Source organism: Ochrobactrum sp. XJ1 (genome assembly GCF_024701725.1).
GTDB lineage: Bacteria > Pseudomonadota > Alphaproteobacteria > Rhizobiales > Rhizobiaceae > Brucella > Brucella anthropi.
Map to the genome: position 1 here is coordinate 268,777 of NZ_VDGD01000002.1, position 22,632 is coordinate 291,408.

Here is a 22,632-nt window from a genome sequence, read left to right on the forward strand (position 1 = left end):
GAAAGTGCGAAGCGGTTTTGCGCGGGATAATGCGGTGGAAAAGATTGCGAGCTAGTGGAGGAAACAGCATGACTAAAGCCTACTGGATTGCCCGTGTGGATGTCCGTGATCCCGAGCGATACAAGGATTATGTTTCAACGGCGAAACCGGCATTTGAACGTTATGGTGCAAATTTCATCGCTCGTGGCGGCACGGCTGATGCAGTTGAGGGACAAGGTCGCGCCCGCAACGTGATCATCGAATTCGAAACCATGCAGCACGCGCTCGATTGCTATAATTCGCCGGAATATCAGGCGGCGAAGGCGATCCGCCAGACGGTTGCGGATGGTGAAATCGTCATCGTCGAAGGCGTTTAGAGTTCCGATCAGATAGGATCTGATCGGAACTCTAACCTATTATATTTTAAGCATAATCTTATCGATCCTCGTTTCACTTCGGTCGGATTATGCTCTAAATCAAAGGGCCCGCAGGGGCTCTTTTTTTATTTGCTGTTTAGAGCCGGACCGGCGGATCGTGCCGTCCGGCAAGCGTCAGATCGAGCAGCAGAACCTTTCCGGCATGGGGATCGGAACGGCGAGCCTCTTCGTCGAGTCCTTCATTGGCACTGGTCACGATCATCACCGTTGCATCCGGTCCGACAAAAGCAGGGCATGATGGCTGGCGGACCGGCAGTGAAATCGAGCGGATCAGGCGGCCTTGCGATGAATAGGCATTGAGCGAACTGCCGCCCCAGCAGGCATTCCACAGCGTGCCGTCCGCATCAACGACCGAGCCATCGACACCGCCTTCTTCGGCCCGGTGGTGGAAGACGCTTTTGTCGGATATCGGTAGGCCGGTCTCAGGATCCGTATCGACCCGCCAGATGATGTTGCGATCCGTGTCGGCGAAATAGGCGATCTTTCCATCGGAAGAAAAGCAGATTGAATTGGTGATCGTGATACCGGAGAAAAGCTTTTTCACCTGGCCTTCGCGATACCACCAGATCGAGCCTGCATCGGTCTCGGCCTTTTTGCCCATCGTGCCAATCCAGAACGATCCTGATGGATGCACGCGCGCATCATTGGAACGGGTAATTTCATTGTCGGCTTCAAGCGGGTGATGAAGGGTCAGTCGCCCATTGGCGCGTTCGCGGATGAACAGCCCATGCTCACTGACGATCAACTGCCGGTCACGGTCGATAACGGCGAGGGCGCTGGCCTTCATGCCAAGCGCATGGACGTGGATTTCACCGCTGTCCCAGTTCTTCTCGATCAGTTTCTGACCGAGAATATCGAACCACCAGACATTTCCGCTCAGTGGATCGTAGCCGGGGCCTTCGCCCAGTTCTGCTACATGGTCGGCAAACAGGGTAGTTTTAACGACGGTCACTTTTTCCTCCCGAGACGCCCGAAGCGATTGCATCCAACATAATCAACGGATGAAAGCTGATCCAGTTCAACTTCAAGCATTGTGAGTGCACAGCCAACGCCCGAGAACGGATTGAGAGAAAGGACTATGTTGCCCAGTCATTCCGTTTTAGATTTCCCGCAACTTCGAATCGCGAGGAAATCATGGCTCTCAAAGTCGCGGTCCAGATGGACCATATCAGCACGGTGAACATTGCGGGCGATACCACATTCGCCCTTTCGCTCGAGGCGCAGAAGCGCGGTCATGAGCTTTACCATTATACGCCAGACCGGCTTTCGATGCGCGATGGTGTCGTTTCCGCCCGCTTGGAAAAGATGGAAGTGCGCGACGTCAAGGGCGATCACTATACGCTGGGTGAGCCGATCCGCCGCGACCTGTCGGAAATGGATGTGGTGCTTCTGCGTCAGGACCCGCCCTTCGACATGAACTATATCACCACCACCCATCTTCTGGAGCGGATTCACCCGAAAACACTGGTTGTCAACGATCCGGCATGGGTGCGCAACAGCCCCGAAAAAATCTTTGTGACAGAGTTTCCCGACCTGATGCCGGAAACGCTCATCACCAAGGACCCGCAGGAAGTCATGGATTTCCGTCGCGAGTTCGGCGACATCATTTTGAAGCCGCTTTACGGTAATGGCGGTGCGGGCGTCTTCCATCTGGCCGATGGTGACCGCAACCTGACCTCGCTTCTGGAAATGTTCGGTCAGCTCTTCAAGGAGCCGTTCATTGCACAACGTTATCTGAAGGACGTACGCGCCGGCGACAAGCGCATCATCCTGATTGATGGGGAACCTGTCGGCGCAATCAATCGCGTGCCGTCGGAAACCGATGCCCGTTCCAACATGCATGTCGGCGGGCGTGCGGAACAAAGCAAGCTTACGCCACGTGAACGCGAGATTTGCGAGCGCATTGGCCCATCACTGAAAGAACGTGGTTTCATTCTGGTCGGCATTGATGTGATCGGCGACTACATGACCGAAATCAACGTTACCTCTCCAACTGGTATCCGCGAAATCCAGCGTTTCGACGGGACTAATATAGCAGCCCTGTTCTGGGATGCGGTCGAAGCCAAGCGTTAATTTGTTCTCTTAACGTTCTTGAGTTTACCGCTCGCTCGTGCTTAACTCTCTAAGTTGTATTTGAGTCTTTACTCACTTAAGAGATGTGGTGCGTGGCGAGCGGGGGCACATGGTCGCGCGGGTTGGAACAGTTGCTTTTCAAGGCATAGAAGCTGTGCCTGTCGACGTGCAGGTGATGGTCGCGCCGGGCAAGATGGGCATGTCCATTGTCGGCTTGCCGGACAAAGCCGTGGCAGAAAGCCGGGAGCGGGTGCAAGCGGCGTTGCACGCCTCGGGCCTTTCCATGCCGACCAAACGGGTGACGGTTAATCTGGCACCTGCCGACCTGCCGAAAGAAGGGTCGCATTATGACTTGCCCATTGCTGTCGGGCTTATGGCGGCGATCGGCGCTATCCCGGCGGATGCAATCCAGTCCTATCTCGTTCTGGGTGAATTGTCGCTCGATGGTTCGATAACGCCGGTGGCAGGCGTGCTGCCTGCTGCAATCGGTGCGAACCGGGATGAGAAAGGGCTTATCTGCCCGTATTCCTGCGGGCCAGAAGCAGCCTGGGCAGGTGCCGATATCGATATCCTGGCTCCGCGCAGTCTCATCGCCCTTGCCAACCATTTTCGCGGCACGCAGGTTCTGACCCGACCGGAACCATCCATGCGGCTTTCCGGTGAAACGGAACTCGATCTTGCCGATATCAAAGGGCAGGAGACCGCCAAGCGAGCGCTTGAGATCGCTGCTGCGGGCAATCACAATCTGTTGCTTGTCGGGCCACCGGGATCCGGCAAATCCATGCTTGCTCAGCGATTGCCATCCATTCTGCCTCGCCTTTCTCCGCGCGAATTGCTGGACGTATCGATGATCGCCTCGATTGCGGGTGAGCTTTCGGGTGGAAAACTGTCAGATCGCCGTCCGTTCCGCGCGCCGCATCATTCGGCGTCGATGGCGGCAATGGTCGGCGGTGGACTGCGTGCGCGTCCGGGCGAGGTATCGCTTGCGCATAACGGCGTGCTGTTTCTGGACGAGTTTCCGGAATTCTCGCCACAGGTGCTGGATTCCTTGCGTCAGCCACTCGAAACCGGCGAATGTCTCATTGCACGCGTCAATCATCGCACCAGCTATCCGGCGCGCTTTCAACTGATCGCCGCCATGAATCCCTGCCGTTGTGGTATGGCGGGCGAACCCGGTCATGTCTGCGCGCGGGGGCCCCGTTGTCAGGCCGATTATCAGGCGCGTATTTCAGGCCCGCTTCTCGACCGTATAGACTTGCGGGTGGATATGCCTGCCGTCTCTGCCTTCGATCTCATCAAGCCATCCCGGTCGGAAACGAGCGAGACGGTCGCGCAACGCGTCTCCCGCGCTCGTGCGATTCAGACCCAGCGTTATTCAGCGCTCGGTCTGGAACCGTCCCTGACCAATGCCTATTGCTCGGCCAAACTGATCGAACAGGTTGCTGAGCCGGATGCGGCAGGCTTCAAGCTTTTGCGTGACGCAAGCGAGCAGATGCGTTTTTCTGCCCGCGCTTATCATCGCATTCTGAAGGTCGCCCGGACGCTGGCCGATCTGGACGGGAGCGACAAAGTCGGTCGCATTCATTTGGCCAGCGCCATATCCTATCGCATGGGTGCGGAAAGGCTGGTTTCCGTAGCCTGAACATCTTCTACGACGTCATGTTTTCAAGCGTCTTCATCCGATCACGCGATTGCACGCGAATCTCGCCATTGTTGAGAAAGAGGCATGTATCGAACAATGTGAGATCAAGCGGGTTGGGAAGCCGAACATCCTCGATCCCTGGGCACGGCTTTGCCGCTGGATCAAAGGAACGGTCGATTTGCGATATACACAGAATGGTGAGCCTTCGCTTTGAAGCAAATGACCTGAGCGCCGCAATCTGGGTCGACAGGTCGGGTTTTTCCCGCTTCTGATCGAGAATCTGCAGATAATCGACGATCACGACGGTTCCAGTCGAAGCAGCGTCGAGTTTGGCGATCATATAATCCGCGCAGATGGCATCCGAGCAATCGAAACGGAATAGATGCCGGAAGTTATCGCGATCGACGCCGAGTGCCTTGAAGCGTCCGGCGATATCCGTCTCAGTGTATTCAAGCGAAAAGAAAAGGCCGTAATTGCCATCTCGCATGGCCTCAATCATTATATCAAGACTCAACAGGGTTTTCCCATGGCCCGGTCTGGCGCCAATCAGCACCATGCTGCCGGACTTGAGATAGCCATAGATTTCGCGAGCAGAAACGGGAGCGGATGTGTTGTTAACGAGCAGGCTCCAGCTTCTGTAACCCTCCTGCGCGGCAACGCGATCAAGCGCTTCGTGAAGTGGAATATCAGCATCATTTGCCAAACGCTTGGCAAGCCGCTTCAGGTGATAGATAGGTGACGATAACCGCATCGATAAACCTCCTGTGACGAGCTGTCATTGCAGTCCCTCCTTGTGCATGTGCCCGAACAGTTGGTTCGATGATTTCATCTTCCTGCATGAAAAATGCTTTCCCGGACGGAGGGGGGAGGCTTGGAAGCAACCAGAATCGGAGAATAACGCAAATGGTCAGTCTGCGGAACTGCTATGTAGCTTAGACAGTATGACGAGGAAATTTCAGCGTGGCGCTATCGGCTTCCAGTGATGGAGGACGGACCTGTCTTCGCAAGAATAACACCAGTAATGGCCCTGAAAGGGCTGATCATACTGGCGGCTGATTGGACGTCCGGCCAGAAAACAGAGCAGCAGCGTACCGGCACCACCGTGGCCGACAATCGCGATGTCTCCGGAGGCCGGAAATGATTTCACCGCTTCAAAACCTTCCACGATGCGTTGTTGCACATCGATGGCCCGCTCCCAGCCGTGAATATTTGCTTCGGGTGCGGAAAAGAACTGGTCGGCTACAGTCTCGTGTTGTTCGGCGGGCAGGAAGCCAGTGGCGCTTCGGTCGATCTCGTTAAAGCGGCTGTCGGGCAACGGACTGGCTCTTAAAATATCCGCCAGAATTTCAGCAGCTTCAATTGCCTTTGCTTCCGTGCTGGACCAGATCGATGTGATCGATTGCAGTTCAGGCTGGTTGGCAAAGGAGCGCATCCGTTCAATTCCGCGCTCCGACAGGTTCCACGACGGAACAGGCTTTGCGGGATCGATCACGACTTCCGGATGCGAGATAAAGTAGATTTTCTTCATACGCCCCCCAATAGCCGTATCATTGTAAACAACAGGGCGCATTTCGCGCCCTGTTGCCAACCCATCGAGTTCATATTCCGAACGTTACAAGGCCATTCTCATCGATGGCCCAGGTCGGGTTCCATGCAATTTCCCAGGCGTGATCGTCAGGATCGGCGACATAGCCGCGAAAACCACCATGGCTCGGCGCGTCAGCCGAACGCACCAGTTTGCCACCAGCCCCAACCAACCGGTCCATCAGTGGCACGACATCCGTTTCCAGTTCCACATTATGTGCAAGAGAAAATGCGCCGGGCTGCTGGAGGCCTTTGCGGTTCATATCGGTTTCGAGCGAAGCTTTCAGGAAGGTTCCGAGAACGAAACCGTTCATCTGATAGAAGATGATTTCTTCATTCTCGAAAACAGGTGCCCAGCCGAAACCCTGCGTGTAAAAACGACGTGAGCACTCGAGGTCGGCGATACCAATTGTAATGACGGAGATTTGCTGTTTCATGACCAAGACCTTTTGTTCTCCAATACACCATTGCATCGGAGTGTAAGGTCAAGGGACTCAACGCATCTGCCGAAATGAAAACAATTGCGAAGGCCAGGACCCGCTTTGCAACGGGGATCGGGCTAACCGCACCGACCTCTCCTTTTTAGACCCGGAATGAATAGCACATTCCGGGACGCTTTCAAAAACATATGGGAAAGGTTTTGTGTCAGCGTACCGAGCCGACGAGGAGATTGTCCGGGCCTTCGATGGTAACCCAGCGACCGGTATCGTTGGCTGCCTGACGCTTCAGATAAGTATAATCGGTCTCGTTCCAACGCATGACTTCATCGGTCAGATTGTCGAGAACGAAATCACCGCGATCCGTGCGAACGGTGAGGACTGCATGACCTTCGCCGTCCGGCTTGCGAACGACAGTGATCAGAAGATCGGTGATCGGAATGCCGGCCTTCTGCAATTCACGCTGCTTCAGCAGGACGTAATCTTCGCAGTCACCGACGGTTGTCGGGTAAGCCCAGTATTCCTCGACGCCATAGATTTCCATGTCGGTCATCGGCTTGATACGTTCATTGACCGAAAGATTGATCTCGACGATGCGCTGCCAGTTTGAATGGTCGAGCTGCAGTGCGCGGGTGTCGCGGCTGGTGATGCCGCATTCCTTGGCTTCGCGCTTGCAGAATTCATAATGTCCAATCGGCTGCGAGGTCAGCTTGCCGGTCTGCATGAAGTCGCCGGAGGCGGCTTCCGCACCAAAGCTTGCCATCAGCAGCGAAACTGCAAAACCGGCGACTGCCATAATCTTTGTGGTCGAGCGAACAACGCAAAACATACTCAACGCCCTTTGGCTTTCGCCAGTTACTCATTTGTTAACGAAACGTTAATGTCTGAAATACTCCAGAGTCAATTCAGTTCGCCTTGGGCACGCCGGACTTCTTAATTAATGGTTAACGCGGGTGGTGCCAAAAATTGCAATTATTGATTGAGTTTTTGCGGCTGTGCGGAACCGATCTGGCGGTAAAAATCACTCATAATTTTGCCACGGTCCGGGCGCTTGTCTTTTGCCTCGAATAAGCCAATGTTGGTGTCGACCGGATCGTAACGATCCCTTTGCAAAGGCCAAAAGATGACAGGCGCAACGACGCGCAAGGCCACGGCAGACGACATAGATGCGCTCCTGCGCATCGAGGAGCGCTGTTTCGAGACAGACCGGATTTCTCGCCGTTCATTTCGCGCCCTCATCGCACGACCAACCGCAGAAACCATTGTTGCAACAATGGACGGCACGGTCATCGGCTATGCGATGATTCTTTTCCGTCATGGCACCGCGCTTGCGCGACTTTACTCGATAGCCGTCGACCCGGAGGCCAAGGTCAAGGGCGTCGGCTCTCTTCTGTTGCAGGCGGCGGAAACGGCAGCTTACGACCACGACCGTCCGTTGCTGCGGCTGGAAGTGCGCGAGGATAATGAACGCGCCATCGCGCTTTACAAGCGGCATGGCTACCGCCCCATTGGACGCTATCTCGATTACTACGCTGACCATTCGGATGCGCTGCGTTTCGAAAAGACGGTTCGCGGTGACATTTCACCCGTCACGGCCTTTCCCTATTACGAGCAGACGACTGATTTTACCTGCGGTGCAGCCTGCCTGATGATGGTGCTTGCCCGGCACAATCGGGAGACGCAGCTCGACCCCGTGCTGGAAGTCCGCCTTTGGCGCGATGCGACGACGATCTACATGATGTCGGGGCCGGGCGGTTGTGAGCCGTTTGGGCTTGCGGTCGCTGCGCATGAGCGCGGTCTGAAAGCTTCGATCATCGTTTCCATCGAAGACATGCTTTTCCTGCAATCGGTGCGTTCGGAAGAAAAGCGCAAGGTGATGCAACTGGCGCAGACCGATTTCCGCCAGCGTACAGAAGCCTATGCAATTCCGGTGGACTATCGCGGTTTCACGCTGCACGACATTCTGGCTGCCTTGCGCCGTGGGGCGGCAGTGATCGTGCTGATCAGCGGTTATCATATGTTCGGCAAGAAAGTGCCGCACTGGGTGCTCGCCCATGGCGAAGATGGGCGGCATATTCTTATTCATGACCCCTGGGTGGAGGAAGAGCTCGGCGAAACCATTGCCGATGCTGCAAATGTCCCTGTTCCCTTCCACATTTTCGACCGCATCGCACGGTTCGGCAGTGATGGGCTCAGGGCGGCCGTTATTCTGGAAAAAAGGACGGACTGATGACGATCTGCGTCATTCTGGTAGGGCGCCTCTCGGATATCGACAATGGGGCGACGCCGCACAAGGTCATGACCACGCGTGACTATCTCGCGCATCCTGCTCTCTTCAACGGGCAGCTGCGCCCGCGCATCATCAACCTGTCGCGCTCCTACGCTTATCAAAGCCGTGGCTATTACGCTTCGCTTCTGGCTGAAGCGCGGGGGCATCGCATCATCCCCTCTGTGGAAACGATGATCGATCTGTCGGAACGGCGACTTTATGAAAACGCTATTCCCGAACTCGAAGACATGCTGAACAAGGCGCTCGGCAAGCATCCGGAAAGGGCGCCCGAAACAATCCACGTGCATTTCGGTCTTGCCGATAATCCCGAATTTGAGCGCTTCGGACGGCTGCTCTTCGACTGGTTTCGCGCGCCGTCGCTGGAAGTCACGGTCAAGCCCGGTGAATGGGCGCGAATCCAGAAGATTGGCTTTGCGAATATCACCAAGTTTACCAAAGCACAGAAGGAACGCTTCGAGGACGCGCTTGATCGCTATACCCAGCGTGAATGGCGCGCCGCGCGCCCAAAGGTGCCAGCGCGCTATTCCTTCGCAACGCTGTGCGATCCGAAGGAAGCTATGCCGCCCTCGACCGTTTCAACGCTGAAGCATTGGGCAAGAATCGCAGCCCGGCTCGGGGTGGAAGTAGAGCCGATCGGCAAGCGCGATCTGCCGCGGCTTGCCAACTATGACGCACTGTTCATCCGTGAGACGACATCGATCTCCAATCACACCTACCGTTTCGCCCGGCGGGCGCAGCAGGAAAACATGCCAGTCATCGACGATCCGATTTCCATGATCCGCTGCACCAACAAGGTTTATCTACACGAATTGATGCAGGCGAACGACGTGGCGGTTCCGCCGACGGTGATGATTGCAGGTGAGGAGGATCTGGAACGCGCTGCCGACATGCTCGGCTTTCCGATGGTCATCAAGATACCGGATTCGTCATTTTCGCGCGGCGTGAAGAAGGTGAAGGATTTTGCCGAACTGAAAGCGCTCGCCACTTTATGGCTGGAGGATAGTGATCTTCTGCTGGCGCAGAAATACATGCCGACGAAGTTCGACTGGCGTGTTGGCGTTCTCGACGGAAAGCCGCTTTTCATCTGCCAGTACATGATGGCCAAGAACCATTGGCAGATCGTCAAGCACGATACGGGCGGCAAGCCTCTGGAAGGCGGGTTTCGTTCCTATGCGCTGGGTGATGCGCCGCCATCGGTTCTGGAAACCGGGCTACGCGCGGCACGCTGCATCGGCGACGGACTCTATGGCGTCGATCTGAAGGAAACGGACGATGGCGTGGTGGTGATCGAGGTCAACGACAATCCCAATCTTGAACACGGGATCGAGGATGCCGCCGAAAAGGACGAGGTCTGGATCAAGTTGACCCGCTGGTTCACCGACCGGCTGGACCGGAAATAGGCATGTCACCCAAAAGTGGGAACCGGTTTTGGGGCAAGGAAATGCCGAAAACAATTCGATGGAGCATTTCTAACGATCGAACTTAGATCGGAAATGCTCCATATCCAGCAGTCGGACGAAATGTCGCCGAAATCAAAGCGGCGTAAAGCAGACCTTGGTGTGTCCAGCGCCGATGAAGCCAAGGCGGCCTGCGGCACCCTTCGACAGGTCGAGGACGCGTCCCTTGATGAACGGGCCGCGATCGTTGATGCGCACGACGAGTGACTTGCCGTTTCTCTGATTGGTAACCTTGACCTTGCTGCCAAGCGGCAGGGTGCGGTGTGCTGCGGTCAGGCCGGCCGGGTTCATACGTTCACCCGAAGCCGTACGGGAAGTGAGGGCGTACCAGGAGGCACCGCCGCATTGCTGTGCTGAAGCCTCGATTGCGGTGGTCGCGAGAAGACCGGTTGCCGCAACGGCGAGCATAGCCATACGGGTCTTGAAAGTCATGCCAGATCCACTAGTTGTTAACGGGGTGTCCCACAGTTGTCGCTGAGAAAGACAATCGCGAACTGGAATCTAAATGTGGCGCTGACGTGGTTCGAATGAGAACATTATGCGATAATTGAATCTATATCGCATCGGGAAAATCATCCTATACTACACGTTGTTTATTTAATCAGATAAACATAACCAAGGAATATTAGGAAAGATTCTGTTTGGTTGCTGTAATACCGTTTACGATTCGTTAGGAATCTGCGGCAGCCTATGCTGCGCCTTGTTTTCGCGCATTGATTGCAAGAAGAACTGCTTACCCGGACGGAGGTTCGGTGCGATTGCGTTGCAATTTTTATTTGTAGAACAAGTTTTCATCCTGAGTGGCGAAGTTAAGGAAATAAGGCATTTCGGGGGCAAAGCTGCAATTTATGACTGTGTTTTACAATTCCTTACCGGTCTCAAAAAAGTTATCCACAGGGGCTGAAAGGCAGTGGGATGACATTTCTTTGACCGCTGTGAACCTGCACGAAAGCGCCAGAATCCTGTTATAAGCGTCCAGATCAGACGATGGAACGCCATGCAGGACCACCCGGAAAAAGACAGGATCGAGACCGCTTCGCCAGCAATTTCGGCGGGTAAGCGGATACTCTATCTTTGCCTCGGCTTCCTTATGCTGGCGCTTGGCATCATCGGTGCTTTCCTGCCGGTCATGCCAACAACGATCTTCATCATTTTTGCCGCGTGGTTCTTTGCACGATCATCGCCGAAGCTTGAGGCTCGCCTGCTTGCCGATCAGCGTTTTGGTCCTCTGGTCATAAAATGGCGCGAGCGTGGAGCCATTCCGCCACGTGCAAAGCTTTATGCCTGTCTTGGTATGACGGTCGGTTATGGCCTGTTCTGGTGGGGCGCGAAACCCGGCTGGGTGCTGGCAACAGCAGTAACGATCTTCATGCTCGGTTCCGCTGCTTACGTGCTTTCGCGTCCGAGCGAATAATGGCTTCAACCACACCAGCGATCGCGATAAGAGTGGCCGAAACCACCATGGGAGCCGCCAATGTCCTTGCCTGCCGTCAATCCGCTGATTAATCGCCTTTCCGCGCCGCCCATTCCAGCGGTGCAGGCCTGGGCGCGGGACTATGACGGGTCGCGTGGTGCTCTGATTGATTTGTCGCAAGCTGTTCCCGGCTATCCTCCGCATCCCGATATGTTGCGCTTTCTGGGCGAGGCAGCGGGATCGGTGGCTTCCGCCGGTTACGGTCCGATCGAGGGTGAAAAGATTTTGCGCGGGGCTTATGCGGCGTATGTCGGTCAGCTTTATCGCGCACAGATAGATGTTGCCAACGTCCATATCACATCCGGCTGTAATCAGGCCTTCATCGCTGCCATCATGTGCGTAGCGCAAAGCGGCGATACGGTACTGACCACTGATCCCTTCTATTTCAACCATCGTTCATCGCTTGAAATGCTCGGCATCGCATCCGGTTCGGTGCCCTGCCATGCCCGGAATGGCTTCATCCCCAGCGTGGAAGATGTCCGGGCTGCGCTTCGTCCGGGTATTGCGGCGCTGGCGCTTGTCACTCCGAACAATCCAACGGGGGCAATTTATCCGGATGGGCTCCTTGCAGAAATTTATGCGCTCTGTCGCGACAATGGAACATGGCTCATTCTGGACGAGACCTATCGCGATTTTATGGCCGATGCCAATGAACCGCCGCATCGGCTTTTTGACGAGGCGGACTGGCCGTCGCATCTGATCCAGCTTTACAGCTTCTCAAAATCGTTCTGCATTCCGGGGCACCGGCTTGGTGCGATTGTCGCGGGCAAGGCGATGGTCGAGAACGTTGCAAAAGTCATGGACAATCTGCAGATATGCGCAAGCCGCGCGCCACAGGTCGCAGTCGCACGCGCCATCGAGCCCTTGACCGGCTGGCGTGACGATAATCGCGGCGAGATTGCAAGGCGTGCCTCTGCATTGCGGTCGGTCATGGCCAATATCGAAGGCTGGCATGTGGAGGCGGTTGGGGCCTACTTCGCCTTCGTCCGTCACCCTTATCCTGATGCCTCATCGGTCGAGGTTGCCGAGCGCCTTGCGAAGTCACTTGGCATCCTCACCTTGCCAGGCCGGTTCTTCGGTGATGGGCAGGAAGCATTTCTGCGCTTTGCCTTCGCCAATGTCGATGTTTCGGGGATTGAAGATCTCGGTGCGCGTTTGCCGCATTTCTAAGAGCATTTCCAGCAAAAGTGCGAAGTGGTTTTGCGTCGGATAATGCATACAAACAAAGAGATAGGTCGGTTCCACGATTCTGTGTTAACCGGAACCGCTCAAGCGCTGAAATCTTTGCCGGTTCAGGGACCGGCAGAACCCCACAAAATCACTGGCAAGCGGCTCTGATACAAACCTGTAACAATAGTGTCATATGAATGTAATATAGAGCGCGTAGAGGGCTAACGACGCCACATCGTCATATGTCTTTTACAACAGGAGCCGCAGCTCATGAACAAGATGATTTCCTCGACCGCAGCGATTGCTATTGCTGCTGTTATGTCGGTTTCCGCCGCTCAGGCGCGCGATCAGATTCAGGTTGCCGGTTCCTCGACCGTTCTGCCTTATGCAAAAATCGTCGCCGAAACGTTCGGCGAAACCTTTCCGAACTTCAAGACACCGGTTGTTGAATCGGGCGGTTCGGGTGCAGGCATCAAGGAATTTTGCAAGGGCGTCGGTGAAAACACCATCGATATCGCCAATGCATCGCGCGCCATGAAGGACTCGGAACTGAAGTCGTGCATCGACGCTGGCGTCAAGGATGTTCAGGAAGTGCGCTTCGGCTATGACGGCATCGTCTTCGCGACCGACGCCAAGGGTCCGGATTGGAAGCTGAAGCCGGAAGATGTCTACAAGGCTCTCGCAGCCAAGCTCGTCGTCGACGGCAAGCTGGTCGACAATCCAAACACCAAGTGGAACCAGGTCAACCCGAACCTTCCGGACTGGGACATTGCTGCCTATATCCCAGGCGAAAAGCATGGCACCCGCGAAGTGTTTGAAGAAAAGGTTCTTGCCGACGGCTGCAAGCACTCCGGCGCTCTGGACGAAATCAAGAAGACCGGTCTTGACGACAAGGCTGCCGCTTCCGCCTGTATCGCAGTGCGCAAGGACGGCAAAGCTGTCGACATCGACGGCGATTATGCCGAAACGCTCGCCCGCATCGACTCTAACAAGACCGGCGTTGGCGTTTTCGGCCTCTACTTCTTCGAAAACAACGCTGACAAGCTGAAGGTTGCGACTGTCAACGACATCACCCCTTCGGCTGAAACCGTCGCTTCGGGCGAATATCCGGTGTCGCGCCCGCTGTTCTTCTACGTGAAGAAGGCTCACCTCGGCGTTATCCCGGGTCTGAAGGAATATGTTGAGTTCTTCCTGAATGACCAGATGATCGGTCCTGACGGCCCGCTCGCCGAATATGGTCTGGTTCCGGCTCCGGACGCAGAACGTGAAGCACAGCGCGCCGCCTTCACCGAAGGCAAGACGCTGGCTGCGAAGTAAGTTTTAATCTGTGGAACGCGGGGATGACGAATCTCCGCGTTCTTCTCCTTTCGCGCCTTTGCACTATGACAGGCGCATCCGCGTGGAACGGCATGGGTGGAAGCTGCACCTCAAAACCGTCCGCATTCATCAGGGCAACCGGGGAAATTGAATGTCCTTCTTTCTGGTTCTCGTCAGTATCGTTGCAATCGGGCTGATCGGATTCTTCATAGGCCGCCAGCGTGCCGTTGCACTGGACAAGGCGCAGTCTGCTTCCGCAAAAGCCTCGCCGACCGAGAAAATGCATTCCCGCCCGCATTATCATGGCTGGTGGGTTTTCCTCGTTTCTGCATTGCCTGCGATTCTGTTTCTCGCTGTATGGGCCGTTGGAACGTCGGTCTATCTCGATCACAGCGCGACCGCCCGTCTGCCGGATGCTATCGAGGACGGCTCCTTCACCAATCGCAGCCTGCAGCTTGGCATGGTGCGTGGTCTGGCCAACGGGCTTGACCGGCTGACGCCTGCCGAACTGGAAAGCTTCCCGGCAAACTATCAGGATGCTCGCGCCGTTCTTGCATCCAAGGGCGTGGCGCTCGCGACTGAAGGCCAGGATTACATGGTGCCTATCGCGCTTTACCTGAAAAAGGCAACGGCGCTGACGCACACCATCGGTTCGGCTGTTTCCTTGGTGATAGCCATCGCAGGCCTGATCTTCGGCCTTTCCACGATCAGTCGTCGCATGCGTGCACGCAATAATGTCGAGCGTATCGTTCTCTGGGGACTGATCGCCGCATCCGGTATCGCCATTCTGACGACCGTCGGCATCATCTGCTCGATGTTGTTCCAGACGATCAGTTTCTTCCAGTCCGTCTCGCCGTGGGAGTTCTTCTTCGGAACCGTATGGGATCCGCGCTTTGCCGCCGCCGGCTCGGGTGGTGAGACAGGCCAGTTCGGTCTCATTCCGCTGCTGGCTGGTACACTTTACATTGCCCTTGTGGCCATGCTGTTCGCCGTTCCGGTGGGGCTGTTCTCGGCAATCTATATGGCTGAATATGCTTCGCCCCGAGTACGCACGATCGTCAAGCCGGTCCTTGAGCTTCTGGCCGGTATTCCCAGCATCGTCTACGGTTTCTTCGCCCTTGTGACAGTCGGACCTTTCCTGCGCGATCTCTCGATTGCCATTGCAGGCGGTCAGGGCTTCATCATGGCGCAGAGCGTTCTGACCGCTGGTCTCGTCATGGGCGTGATGCTGATCCCCTTCGTGTCCTCGCTCTCCGATGACATCATCACAGCCGTGCCGCGGACATTGCGCGACGGTTCGCTTGGTCTTGGCGCAACCCGCTCCGAAACCGTCAAACGTGTTGTCCTTCCTGCCGCTTTGCCGGGAATTGTCGGCGCGCTTCTGATGACCGCATCCCGCGCCATCGGCGAAACCATGATCGTGGTTCTTGCTGCCGGTGTTGCGGCACGCATCAACATCAATCCTTTCGAGGCGATGACCACCATCACGGTGAAAATCGTCAACCAGCTCACCGGCGACCTTGAGTTCAACTCGCCGCAAACGCTGGTGGCCTTTGCACTCGGCATCACGCTTTTCGTCCTGACGCTGATCATGAACATCTTTGCGCTGCATATCGTGCGCAAGTACCGGGAGCAGTACGAATAATGACCGATACGACCTTCAACGCCAGTGGCGCCACGGCACAGCCGACGCGCCGCGATATCGGACTGAAACGCCGCTACGCTGCCGAACGTCGCTTCCGCTATTACGGTATTGCTGCGATCGCCATCGGCGTGTTCTTTCTGTGCGCGCTCCTCTTCTCGGTCTTTTCCAAGGGCTATACAGCCTTCTGGCAGACGACGCTTTATCTGCCGGTCAAGCTTGAAGAAAAGGTGATTGACCCGGGCAACAAGCGCGCGACCGATCCGAATGTGCTGATCACGGCCAATTATCCGCTGCTGGTGCGCAATGCATTGGCCGAAAAACTGGGTGTTGCTGCGACAGACCGTCCGGCAATGCGTGATCTGGGCCGCTTCTATTCCGACGGCGTGCGCATTCAGCTACGCAAGATGGTGATGGACAATCCATCGCTCATCGGCACGACGCAGACCGTTCCTGTTCTGGCCGGCGCCGACATCGATTCTGCCTTCAAAGGTCAGATTGACCTTTCCGTGCCGGAGACGAGCCGTAAGGTTTCTGACCGTCAGGTGGGCTGGATGAAGATGCTTTCGGAAGAAGGCGTCATGAAGGAGGCCTTCAATACAGGTCTCTTCACCTTCGGTGCCTCCAGCCGTCCGGAAACCTCCGGTCTTGGTGTTGCGCTTGTCGGTTCGCTCTACATGATGCTGATCGTTCTCGGTCTGTCGCTGCCTATCGGCGTCGCCGCTTCGATCTATCTGGAAGAGTTCGCCAAGAAGAACCGTTTCACCGACATGATCGAGGTGAACATCAACAACCTGGCAGCGGTTCCGTCCATCGTGTTCGGTCTGCTCGGGCTTGCGGTTTTCATCAACTTCTTCGGCCTGCCGCGTTCGGCGTCACTGGTCGGTGGTCTGGTGCTGACGCTGATGACGCTTCCCACCATCATCATCGCGACCCGCGCCGCCCTTCGCGCGGTGCCGCCGTCGATCCGCGCTGCGGCCCTCGGTCTTGGTGCATCGAAAACACAGATGGTGTTCCACCACGTCCTGCCGCTTGCCGCACCCGGCATCCTGACGGGAACGATCATCGGCCTTGCCCATGCGCTTGGTGAAACCGCACCGCTTCTTCTTATCGGCATGGTGGCTTTCGTCGCCGACGTGCCGTCCACGCCAATGGATCCAGCGACGGCATTGCCTGTACAAATCTACATGTGGGCGAATGAAGCAGAACGCGCCTTTGTGGAACGCACGTCAGGCGCTATCATCGTCCTGCTTCTGTTCCTTGCCGTGATGAATATTGCAGCAATCATTCTGCGCCGCCGCTTCGAGCGCCGCTGGTAAACGGGAGTCGAAAGCTATGAACCTGATGACTGAACGATCTCTCGAGAAAGCCGTAGGAGAAAAGATGAACGCCAACGCCAATTCCATAAAGATGCGCGGCGACAAGGTTTGCGTATTTTATGGCGAGAAGCAGGCGCTGTTTGACGTCGATCTGGAAATCCAGGAAAAGATGGTCACGGCGCTGATCGGCCCTTCGGGTTGCGGCAAGTCTACCTTCCTGCGTTCGCTTAACCGCATGAACGATACGATCGAAGGCTGTAAGGTCGGTGGCAAGATCACGCTCGACAATGAAGACATCTACGATCCGAAGATCGATGTCGTCGAACTGCGCGCCCGCGTCGGCATGGTGTTCCAGAAGCCGAATCCGTTTCCGAAGTCGATTTATGAAAATGTCGCCTACGGCCCACGCATTCACGGTCTCGCCCGCACCAAGGCCGATCTTGAAGAAATCGTCGTGACGAGCTTGCAGAAGGCGAGCTTGTTCGAGGAAGTGAAGGATCGTCTGCACGATGCGGGCACCGGTCTTTCGGGCGGCCAGCAGCAACGTCTTTGCATCGCACGCGCGATTGCGGTGAGCCCGGAAGTCATTCTCATGGACGAACCGTGCTCGGCGCTCGACCCGATTGCGACCGCGAAGGTGGAAGAGCTGATCGACGAACTGCGCCAGAACTATACGATTGTCATCGTCACGCACTCCATGCAGCAGGCCGCGCGTGTTTCGCAGCGCACCGCCATGTTCCACCTCGGCAATCTGGTCGAAGTGGGTGACACGGAAACCATGTTCACCGCGCCGACCGAAAAGCGCACGCAGGACTACATTACCGGACGCTTCGGCTGATCCGGAACTGCGCTTCAACAGATAGACAGTGCGGCTTCCCCGCAATTTATATTACGAGGTCTACTATGCCGTCTCAGCATACCGTTCGCTCCTACGACGAGGAATTGAAGTTTCTCTCCCATAAGATCGCCGAAATGGGCGGACATGCGGAACGTATGGTCGAGCAGTCGGTCGCCGCTATCGTCAATGCGGACAATGCGCTCGCACAGCGCGTCATATCCGACGATCTCATTCTCGATGCCAGCGAGCGCGAGATTGACGACAAGGCTGTGATGATTATCGCCAAGCGTCAGCCCATGGCTGTGGACCTGCGCGAGATCATCGGCTCGATCCGCATCTCTGCCGATCTGGAACGCGTGGGCGATCTGGGCAAGAACATCGCCAAGCGCGTTGCCGCCGTTTCGGAATCGCGTCAACCGGTAAAGCTTTATCGTGGGCTCGAAACACTCGCTGAGCTGGCGCTGACCCAGCTCAAGGATGTTCTCGACGCCTATGCGTCGCGCTCGGTGCAGCAGATCAATGTCGTTCGCGACCGCGACGACGAGATTGATGCCATGTACACGTCACTGTTCCGCGAGCTGCTGACCTACATGATGGAAGACCCGCGCAATATTTCCGCCTGCACGCATCTTCTATTCTGCGCAAAGAATATCGAGCGTATCGGCGATCACGCGACCAATATTGCGGAGACCGTCTACTACATCGTGACCGGCCTGCAAATGCCGGCCGAACGACCGAAGGAAGACCTGAGCCACGGTATTGTCGTGGATGAGGCGCGTAAACCCTGAACTACAGCCGACCGGACCACGGTCCGGCGGTTGAGAATGAGTGAATAGCGCGGCGGCACGCGGTCGATTGGGGGGATTGTATCCACCGCCCGCCGAATTTGGATAGGGAAATACTGGATGTCACAGGCACCCAAAATCGCTGTGGTAGAAGACGAAGAGGCGCTGAGCGTTCTTCTTCGCTATAATCTTGAGGCAGAGGGCTACCAGGTCGATACAATGCTGCGCGGCGACGAAGCCGAGATCGCCTTGCGCGAGAACGTACCGGATCTGCTCATTCTGGACTGGATGTTGCCGGGCGTATCGGGCATCGAGCTTTGCCGTCGCTTGCGCCAATGGCCGGAAACCGAACGCCTGCCCATCATCATGCTGACGGCACGTGGCGAGGAAAGCGAACGTGTTCGCGGCCTGAGCGTCGGTGCGGACGACTATGTCGTGAAGCCATTTTCGACGCCGGAACTGCTTGCGCGCGTCAAGGCGATGTTGCGCCGGTCGAATCCGAGCATTCTTTCGCACGTGCTGAAAGTGGGCGATCTGGTTCTCGACCGCCAACAGCATCGTGTCTATCGCAAGGAAAAGGAAGTTCGTCTCGGACCAACGGAATTCCGCCTGCTCGAATATTTCATGATGTCGCCCGGTCGTGTCTTCTCGCGTAGCCAGCTTCTGGATGGCGTTTGGGGACCGGATATCTATGTCGACGACCGCACGGTGGACGTCCATGTCGGACGGCTGCGCAAGGCGATCAATGTCGGTCGTGCGCTCGATCCGATCCGCACCGTTCGGGGTGCGGGTTATTCTTTCGGGTGACCGCTGCGGTCATCTCGGCGTCAGGAATTGAACTTGTCCGACCCGCCACGGTATCCGTGGCGGGTCGTTTTTGTTCAAGACCCAGCTTTGCAAGGTGCGGATCGTGCTCGCCCGATTCGCATTGCAACAACCCGAAACGGGTCTCAAAAGCATAATCTCACGCGATGTTACAAATCTGTTGTCAAAGTTGACAAAGAGCAATGGAACCGGCCTGGAAGCAGAAATTCTGCAGAAGATTTGAAACACCACGAATGTGTATGCAAAAAATGTACAAGCAAAAGCGAATTAAGGCAGCGATATGGCGTGTATTGCGAGACTTTGAATCTCGTTAAATCAATATCTTACCTGAATCGCTAATTCTCGTTAAGGAATTGTTAATATATTTAAAGGGCTTGTAGGCACATTCGCAATCTCGATTCGGAATTGTTTTAGGACTTTTCAGCGGTCTCCAGCATTGTTGGGATTTGACCCGTCGCCTTTTTTTGGCCTAAAAATTCCAAAACCTTGAATTCGATTGAGCGACTGTAGGACGTGTGATTTTGATCTTCGTCCTCTTTGACTTGCACCGCAGTCAGACGTTCGCGCGCATCGTTCCAGATGTGTTCGCCTGAATGGATGACTGGATCAGTTAAGGGTCCTAACATGAGACTGAGCCATTGACGCGCGCCGCGAAGTGGAAATTGCCCGCTCTTATCGGGCTGGTGATTGCGCCTTTCGTGGTGACCGGTTGCACGACAACCGGAACCTCGGGAAAAGCCAATTCGGAAAAGACGGCGGCAAGCCACGTCAAATCCGTCAATGGCGTGAAGACCTACACCTACACCGCACGGGACAAGAATTGCCTTGAACGTGCGATGTTCTTCGAATCCAATCGTTCGAGTTCCGACGGTCTTCTGGCTGTTGGTACGGTCGTCATGAACCGTCTCGCGTCGGGACGTTATCCGGATACGATTTGCGGTGTCGTCGGTCAGAAGAACCAGTTTGCGCCCGGTGTGCTTACCCGCCAGATGAATTCCAAGGCGCTGCCTGATGTTCAGGCCGCTGCTGACGCAGTTCTGAAGGGTGAGCGTCATCCGAAGCTCAAGAATGCCATGTTTTTCCACACGGCGGGTCTGAAGTTCCCTTACAACAATATGCATTACGTGCTCGTAGCCGGTGGAAATTCCTTCTACGAGAAGCGCAATCGCGACGGTTCGCTGCAAAATCCGGTCCCGCAGGAGCCATACAATCTGGCTATGGCCTATTCGCCGCAATCGCCTTCCGTTCCGCAGGATCCGTCTTATGATGTGACCTTGCCACAGACCGGTCCAGTTCCGGGAACGGAACCGACCGTTCAGGTGGCACTCGCGGAAGCGGCAAAGGCTCAAAGTGTGGAACAGAGCACTGGTGCTGGTCCGCAGGCCCGTGGCGAACGACTGGCACGCCATCGCGGTGTGGCTGCACCTCAGCAGGAACAGCATATGCAGGTGGCCTCCTACCAGCCGCAATTCTATACGACAGCCCCGCAGCCGACATCGCTTGGCTATGCTCCGGCAAGCCAGAAGCAGGCTGACGCCATTGGCGCGCTTCTTCTGTCCCAGGACCGTCCAGAAGCACCGCTATAAGAGGCGATTTTACAATCAGATAATCTGCAACGCCGGTCTGGTTCTACCTGACCGGCGTTTTGATTTTCTGGCTGATTGTCGTCGCTTTTCGGCGAAAGTTTCAGCGATAGATCGGGCGATAGATCACCATCGGAGTGTCGTAGAAATCGACCTGATTCTGCCAGGCACGCCGGTCAGCTCTGCGATCGAGGTCCAGTCGCATGAGACAGTTGGCGAAAGCGTCAGTTTTGGCCTTAAAGCCATAGCTGCGGCAGGTCTGTTCGTCGGCCGCACGACGTTGTTCAGGGGTCATGGTCACGCAGCCCGCCAGAAGGCCGATAACGCCCAGCAAAATAAGCACTTTCTTATTCATTACTGTCTGCTTTCTCCTGCAACTGACTGCAGAATTACTATACTGCAAAGGCAGGAAAAAAGGTGGTGAAATTATGCCGTCTGATAAACTGTCGGTGATTCCATATCCAAAAAGGTCTTCCACCCATGGCTCATGAACAGCTGAACCCAGTCATCGATCCGGTGAAACTCGAACGTCTCGCGGAAGTCGCCGTTCGCGTTGGTCTGCAATTGCGCGAGGGGCAGGATCTCGTCATTACCGCACCGGTCGTGGCCTTGCCGCTGGTTCGCCTTATCGCCAAGCATGCTTACAAGGCTGGAGCCGGACTGGTAACGCCATTCTTCGCGGATGACGAATTGGCGCTTGCGCGTTACGAGAACGCATCCGACGCGAGTTTCGACCGTGCGGCAAGCTGGCTCTATGAGGGAATGGCGAAGGCCTATTCGGATGGCGCTGCCCGTTTGGCCATTGCAGCTGATAATCCGATGCTCCTCTCCAGCCAGGACCCGGCCAAGGTTTCACGCGCCAACCGGGCCAACTCGAAAGCTTATCAGCCGGCTCTCGAAAAGATTGCCGGTTTTGACATCAACTGGAACATTGTCTCCTACCCCAATCCGGCATGGGCGAAGCTTATGTTTCCGAACGAGCCGGCGGACATCGCGACCCGCAAGCTGGCCGATGCGATCTTCGCGGCTTCACGCGTCGATGTCGACGATCCGGTCGGCGCATGGGCGGCACACAATGCAGCGCTTCGCACCCGCACCCGCTTCCTGAACGGCAAGGCTTATAGCGCCCTGCATTTCAAAGGTCCGAACACCGATCTGACGGTCGGACTTGCCGATGGTCATGAATGGCACGGCGGCGCGTCTACGGCGAAGAATGGAATTACCTGCAATCCGAACATTCCGACGGAAGAAGTGTTCACCACACCTCATGCACTACGGGTCGAGGGCTATGTGACGAGCACCAAGCCTCTGTCGCATCAGGGCACATTGATCGAGGATATCGCGGTTCGCTTTGAAGGCGGACGAATTGTCGAGGCGAAGGCAAGCCGCGGTGAAGAAGTGCTCAACAAGGTGCTGGATACGGATGAAGGTGCCCGTCATCTGGGTGAGGTGGCACTGGTGCCGCATTCCTCGCCGATCTCGCAGAGCGGGCTTTTGTTCTACAACACGTTGTTCGATGAAAATGCCGCAAGCCACATCGCGCTTGGCCAGTGCTATTCCAAGTGCTTTATCGACGGCGCAAAACTGACACCGGAACAGATCAAGGCGCAGGGTGGTAATTCGAGTCTCATTCATATCGACTGGATGATTGGCTCCGGCCAGATCGACGTTGATGGCATCAATGCGGATGGAACCCGAGAACCAGTGATGCGCAGCGGCGAATGGGCCAACTGATTATCGCGAATAGAAAAGGCCGGGAATTCCCGGCCTTTTCATTGCA

General features: G+C 55.9%; 22 protein-coding genes. 15 read left to right on the forward strand and 7 right to left on the reverse strand.

Translation table 11 applies throughout. The annotated features are described in order from the left end of the window. The first annotated feature begins 68 nt into the window (after nt 1–68). Entirely contained in the window at nt 69–356 is a 288-nt protein-coding gene (locus FG152_RS04105; protein ID WP_010657716.1) for a DUF1330 domain-containing protein, read from the forward strand. A 136-nt stretch (nt 357–492) separates the two neighbouring features. On the opposite strand, the gene FG152_RS04110 is transcribed toward FG152_RS04105, so the two are convergent. Further along, the gene (locus tag FG152_RS04110; RefSeq protein WP_029926242.1) at nt 493–1,368 is read right to left on the reverse strand and encodes an SMP-30/gluconolactonase/LRE family protein; all 876 of its coding nucleotides are present in this window, start codon (nt 1,366–1,368) and stop codon (nt 493–495) included. A gap of 182 nt (nt 1,369–1,550) precedes the next feature. Between FG152_RS04110 and gshB the strand changes: the two genes are divergently transcribed. Both gshB and FG152_RS04120 read left to right on the forward strand, forming a co-directional pair. Further along, the gene (gene gshB, locus FG152_RS04115; RefSeq protein ID WP_012091021.1) at nt 1,551–2,489 is read left to right on the forward strand and encodes a glutathione synthase; all 939 of its coding nucleotides are present in this window, start codon (nt 1,551–1,553) and stop codon (nt 2,487–2,489) included. A gap of 109 nt (nt 2,490–2,598) precedes the next feature. Further along, complete coding sequence (locus FG152_RS04120; RefSeq protein ID WP_191192279.1) at nt 2,599–4,131, forward strand: YifB family Mg chelatase-like AAA ATPase; 1,533 nt, start codon at nt 2,599–2,601, stop codon at nt 4,129–4,131. 7 nt (nt 4,132–4,138) lie between these two features. Here FG152_RS04120 and FG152_RS04125 read toward each other — a convergent pair whose 3' ends face one another. From FG152_RS04125 to FG152_RS04140, 4 genes are all read right to left on the reverse strand, one after another. Then, nucleotides 4,139–4,882 (reverse strand): DNA helicase, encoded by a 744-nt coding sequence (locus FG152_RS04125; RefSeq protein WP_029926200.1) that lies wholly within the window; start codon nt 4,880–4,882, stop codon nt 4,139–4,141. A gap of 204 nt (nt 4,883–5,086) precedes the next feature. Then, nucleotides 5,087–5,659: a histidine phosphatase family protein gene (locus tag FG152_RS04130; RefSeq protein ID WP_498985326.1), complete on the reverse strand. Its 573-nt coding sequence runs from the start codon at nt 5,657–5,659 to the stop codon at nt 5,087–5,089. 70 nt (nt 5,660–5,729) lie between these two features. After that, complete coding sequence (locus tag FG152_RS04135; RefSeq protein WP_029926196.1) at nt 5,730–6,152, reverse strand: VOC family protein; 423 nt, start codon at nt 6,150–6,152, stop codon at nt 5,730–5,732. Between the two features lie 208 nt (nt 6,153–6,360). Beyond that, nucleotides 6,361–6,981 carry a transglutaminase-like cysteine peptidase gene (locus tag FG152_RS04140; RefSeq protein ID WP_010657744.1) on the reverse strand — a complete coding sequence of 207 codons (621 nt, stop codon included), beginning with the start codon at nt 6,979–6,981 and terminating at the stop codon, nt 6,361–6,363. A gap of 294 nt (nt 6,982–7,275) precedes the next feature. Between FG152_RS04140 and FG152_RS04145 the strand changes: the two genes are divergently transcribed. Continuing rightward, on the forward strand, nt 7,276–8,382 hold the full coding sequence (locus tag FG152_RS04145; protein ID WP_010657745.1) for a peptidase C39 family protein: 1,107 nt from the start codon (nt 7,276–7,278) through the stop codon (nt 8,380–8,382). Further along, nucleotides 8,382–9,842 carry a RimK family alpha-L-glutamate ligase gene (locus tag FG152_RS04150; protein WP_012091014.1) on the forward strand — a complete coding sequence of 487 codons (1,461 nt, stop codon included), beginning with the start codon at nt 8,382–8,384 and terminating at the stop codon, nt 9,840–9,842. Before FG152_RS04145 ends, FG152_RS04150 begins: the two co-directional genes overlap by 1 nt. 132 nt (nt 9,843–9,974) lie before the next feature. Here FG152_RS04150 and FG152_RS04155 read toward each other — a convergent pair whose 3' ends face one another. Next, nucleotides 9,975–10,331: a septal ring lytic transglycosylase RlpA family protein gene (locus FG152_RS04155; protein WP_010657747.1), complete on the reverse strand. Its 357-nt coding sequence runs from the start codon at nt 10,329–10,331 to the stop codon at nt 9,975–9,977. Nucleotides 10,332–10,896: 565 nt separating this feature from the next. On the opposite strand from FG152_RS04155, the gene FG152_RS04160 reads away from it, so the two are divergent. The 9 genes from FG152_RS04160 to FG152_RS04200 all read left to right on the forward strand — a co-directional run bounded on the left by FG152_RS04160 (nt 10,897) and on the right by FG152_RS04200 (nt 20,855). Further along, complete coding sequence (locus FG152_RS04160; protein ID WP_029926192.1) at nt 10,897–11,313, forward strand: YbaN family protein; 417 nt, start codon at nt 10,897–10,899, stop codon at nt 11,311–11,313. 66 nt (nt 11,314–11,379) lie between these two features. Then, complete coding sequence (locus tag FG152_RS04165; protein ID WP_029926190.1) at nt 11,380–12,543, forward strand: aminotransferase; 1,164 nt, start codon at nt 11,380–11,382, stop codon at nt 12,541–12,543. Between the two features lie 270 nt (nt 12,544–12,813). After that, on the forward strand, nt 12,814–13,860 hold the full coding sequence (locus tag FG152_RS04170; protein ID WP_010657751.1) for a PstS family phosphate ABC transporter substrate-binding protein: 1,047 nt from the start codon (nt 12,814–12,816) through the stop codon (nt 13,858–13,860). Between the two features lie 151 nt (nt 13,861–14,011). After that, on the forward strand, nt 14,012–15,505 hold the full coding sequence (gene pstC / locus FG152_RS04175) for a phosphate ABC transporter permease subunit PstC (protein ID WP_010657752.1): 1,494 nt from the start codon (nt 14,012–14,014) through the stop codon (nt 15,503–15,505). Beyond that, nucleotides 15,505–16,821, forward strand: a complete 1,317-nt coding sequence (gene pstA / locus FG152_RS04180) for a phosphate ABC transporter permease PstA (protein WP_029926188.1) — start codon at nt 15,505–15,507, stop codon at nt 16,819–16,821. The genes pstC and pstA overlap by 1 nt, the downstream gene beginning before the upstream one ends. A gap of 64 nt (nt 16,822–16,885) precedes the next feature. Then, the gene (gene pstB / locus FG152_RS04185; RefSeq protein ID WP_010657754.1) at nt 16,886–17,659 is read left to right on the forward strand and encodes a phosphate ABC transporter ATP-binding protein PstB; all 774 of its coding nucleotides are present in this window, start codon (nt 16,886–16,888) and stop codon (nt 17,657–17,659) included. A 65-nt stretch (nt 17,660–17,724) separates the two neighbouring features. Beyond that, complete coding sequence (phoU, locus tag FG152_RS04190) at nt 17,725–18,447, forward strand: phosphate signaling complex protein PhoU (RefSeq protein ID WP_010657755.1); 723 nt, start codon at nt 17,725–17,727, stop codon at nt 18,445–18,447. A 117-nt stretch (nt 18,448–18,564) separates the two neighbouring features. Continuing rightward, nucleotides 18,565–19,251: a phosphate regulon transcriptional regulator PhoB gene (phoB, locus tag FG152_RS04195; RefSeq protein ID WP_006468130.1), complete on the forward strand. Its 687-nt coding sequence runs from the start codon at nt 18,565–18,567 to the stop codon at nt 19,249–19,251. A 656-nt stretch (nt 19,252–19,907) separates the two neighbouring features. Next, nucleotides 19,908–20,855 (forward strand): cell wall hydrolase, encoded by a 948-nt coding sequence (locus FG152_RS04200; protein ID WP_498985331.1) that lies wholly within the window; start codon nt 19,908–19,910, stop codon nt 20,853–20,855. A 100-nt stretch (nt 20,856–20,955) separates the two neighbouring features. On the opposite strand, the gene FG152_RS04205 is transcribed toward FG152_RS04200, so the two are convergent. Beyond that, complete coding sequence (locus tag FG152_RS04205) at nt 20,956–21,207, reverse strand: hypothetical protein (RefSeq protein WP_029926180.1); 252 nt, start codon at nt 21,205–21,207, stop codon at nt 20,956–20,958. Between the two features lie 125 nt (nt 21,208–21,332). Here FG152_RS04205 and FG152_RS04210 point away from each other — a divergent pair, with 125 nt between their 5' ends. Next, on the forward strand, nt 21,333–22,586 hold the full coding sequence (locus FG152_RS04210) for an aminopeptidase (protein WP_029926178.1): 1,254 nt from the start codon (nt 21,333–21,335) through the stop codon (nt 22,584–22,586). Nucleotides 22,587–22,632 lie beyond the last annotated feature (46 nt).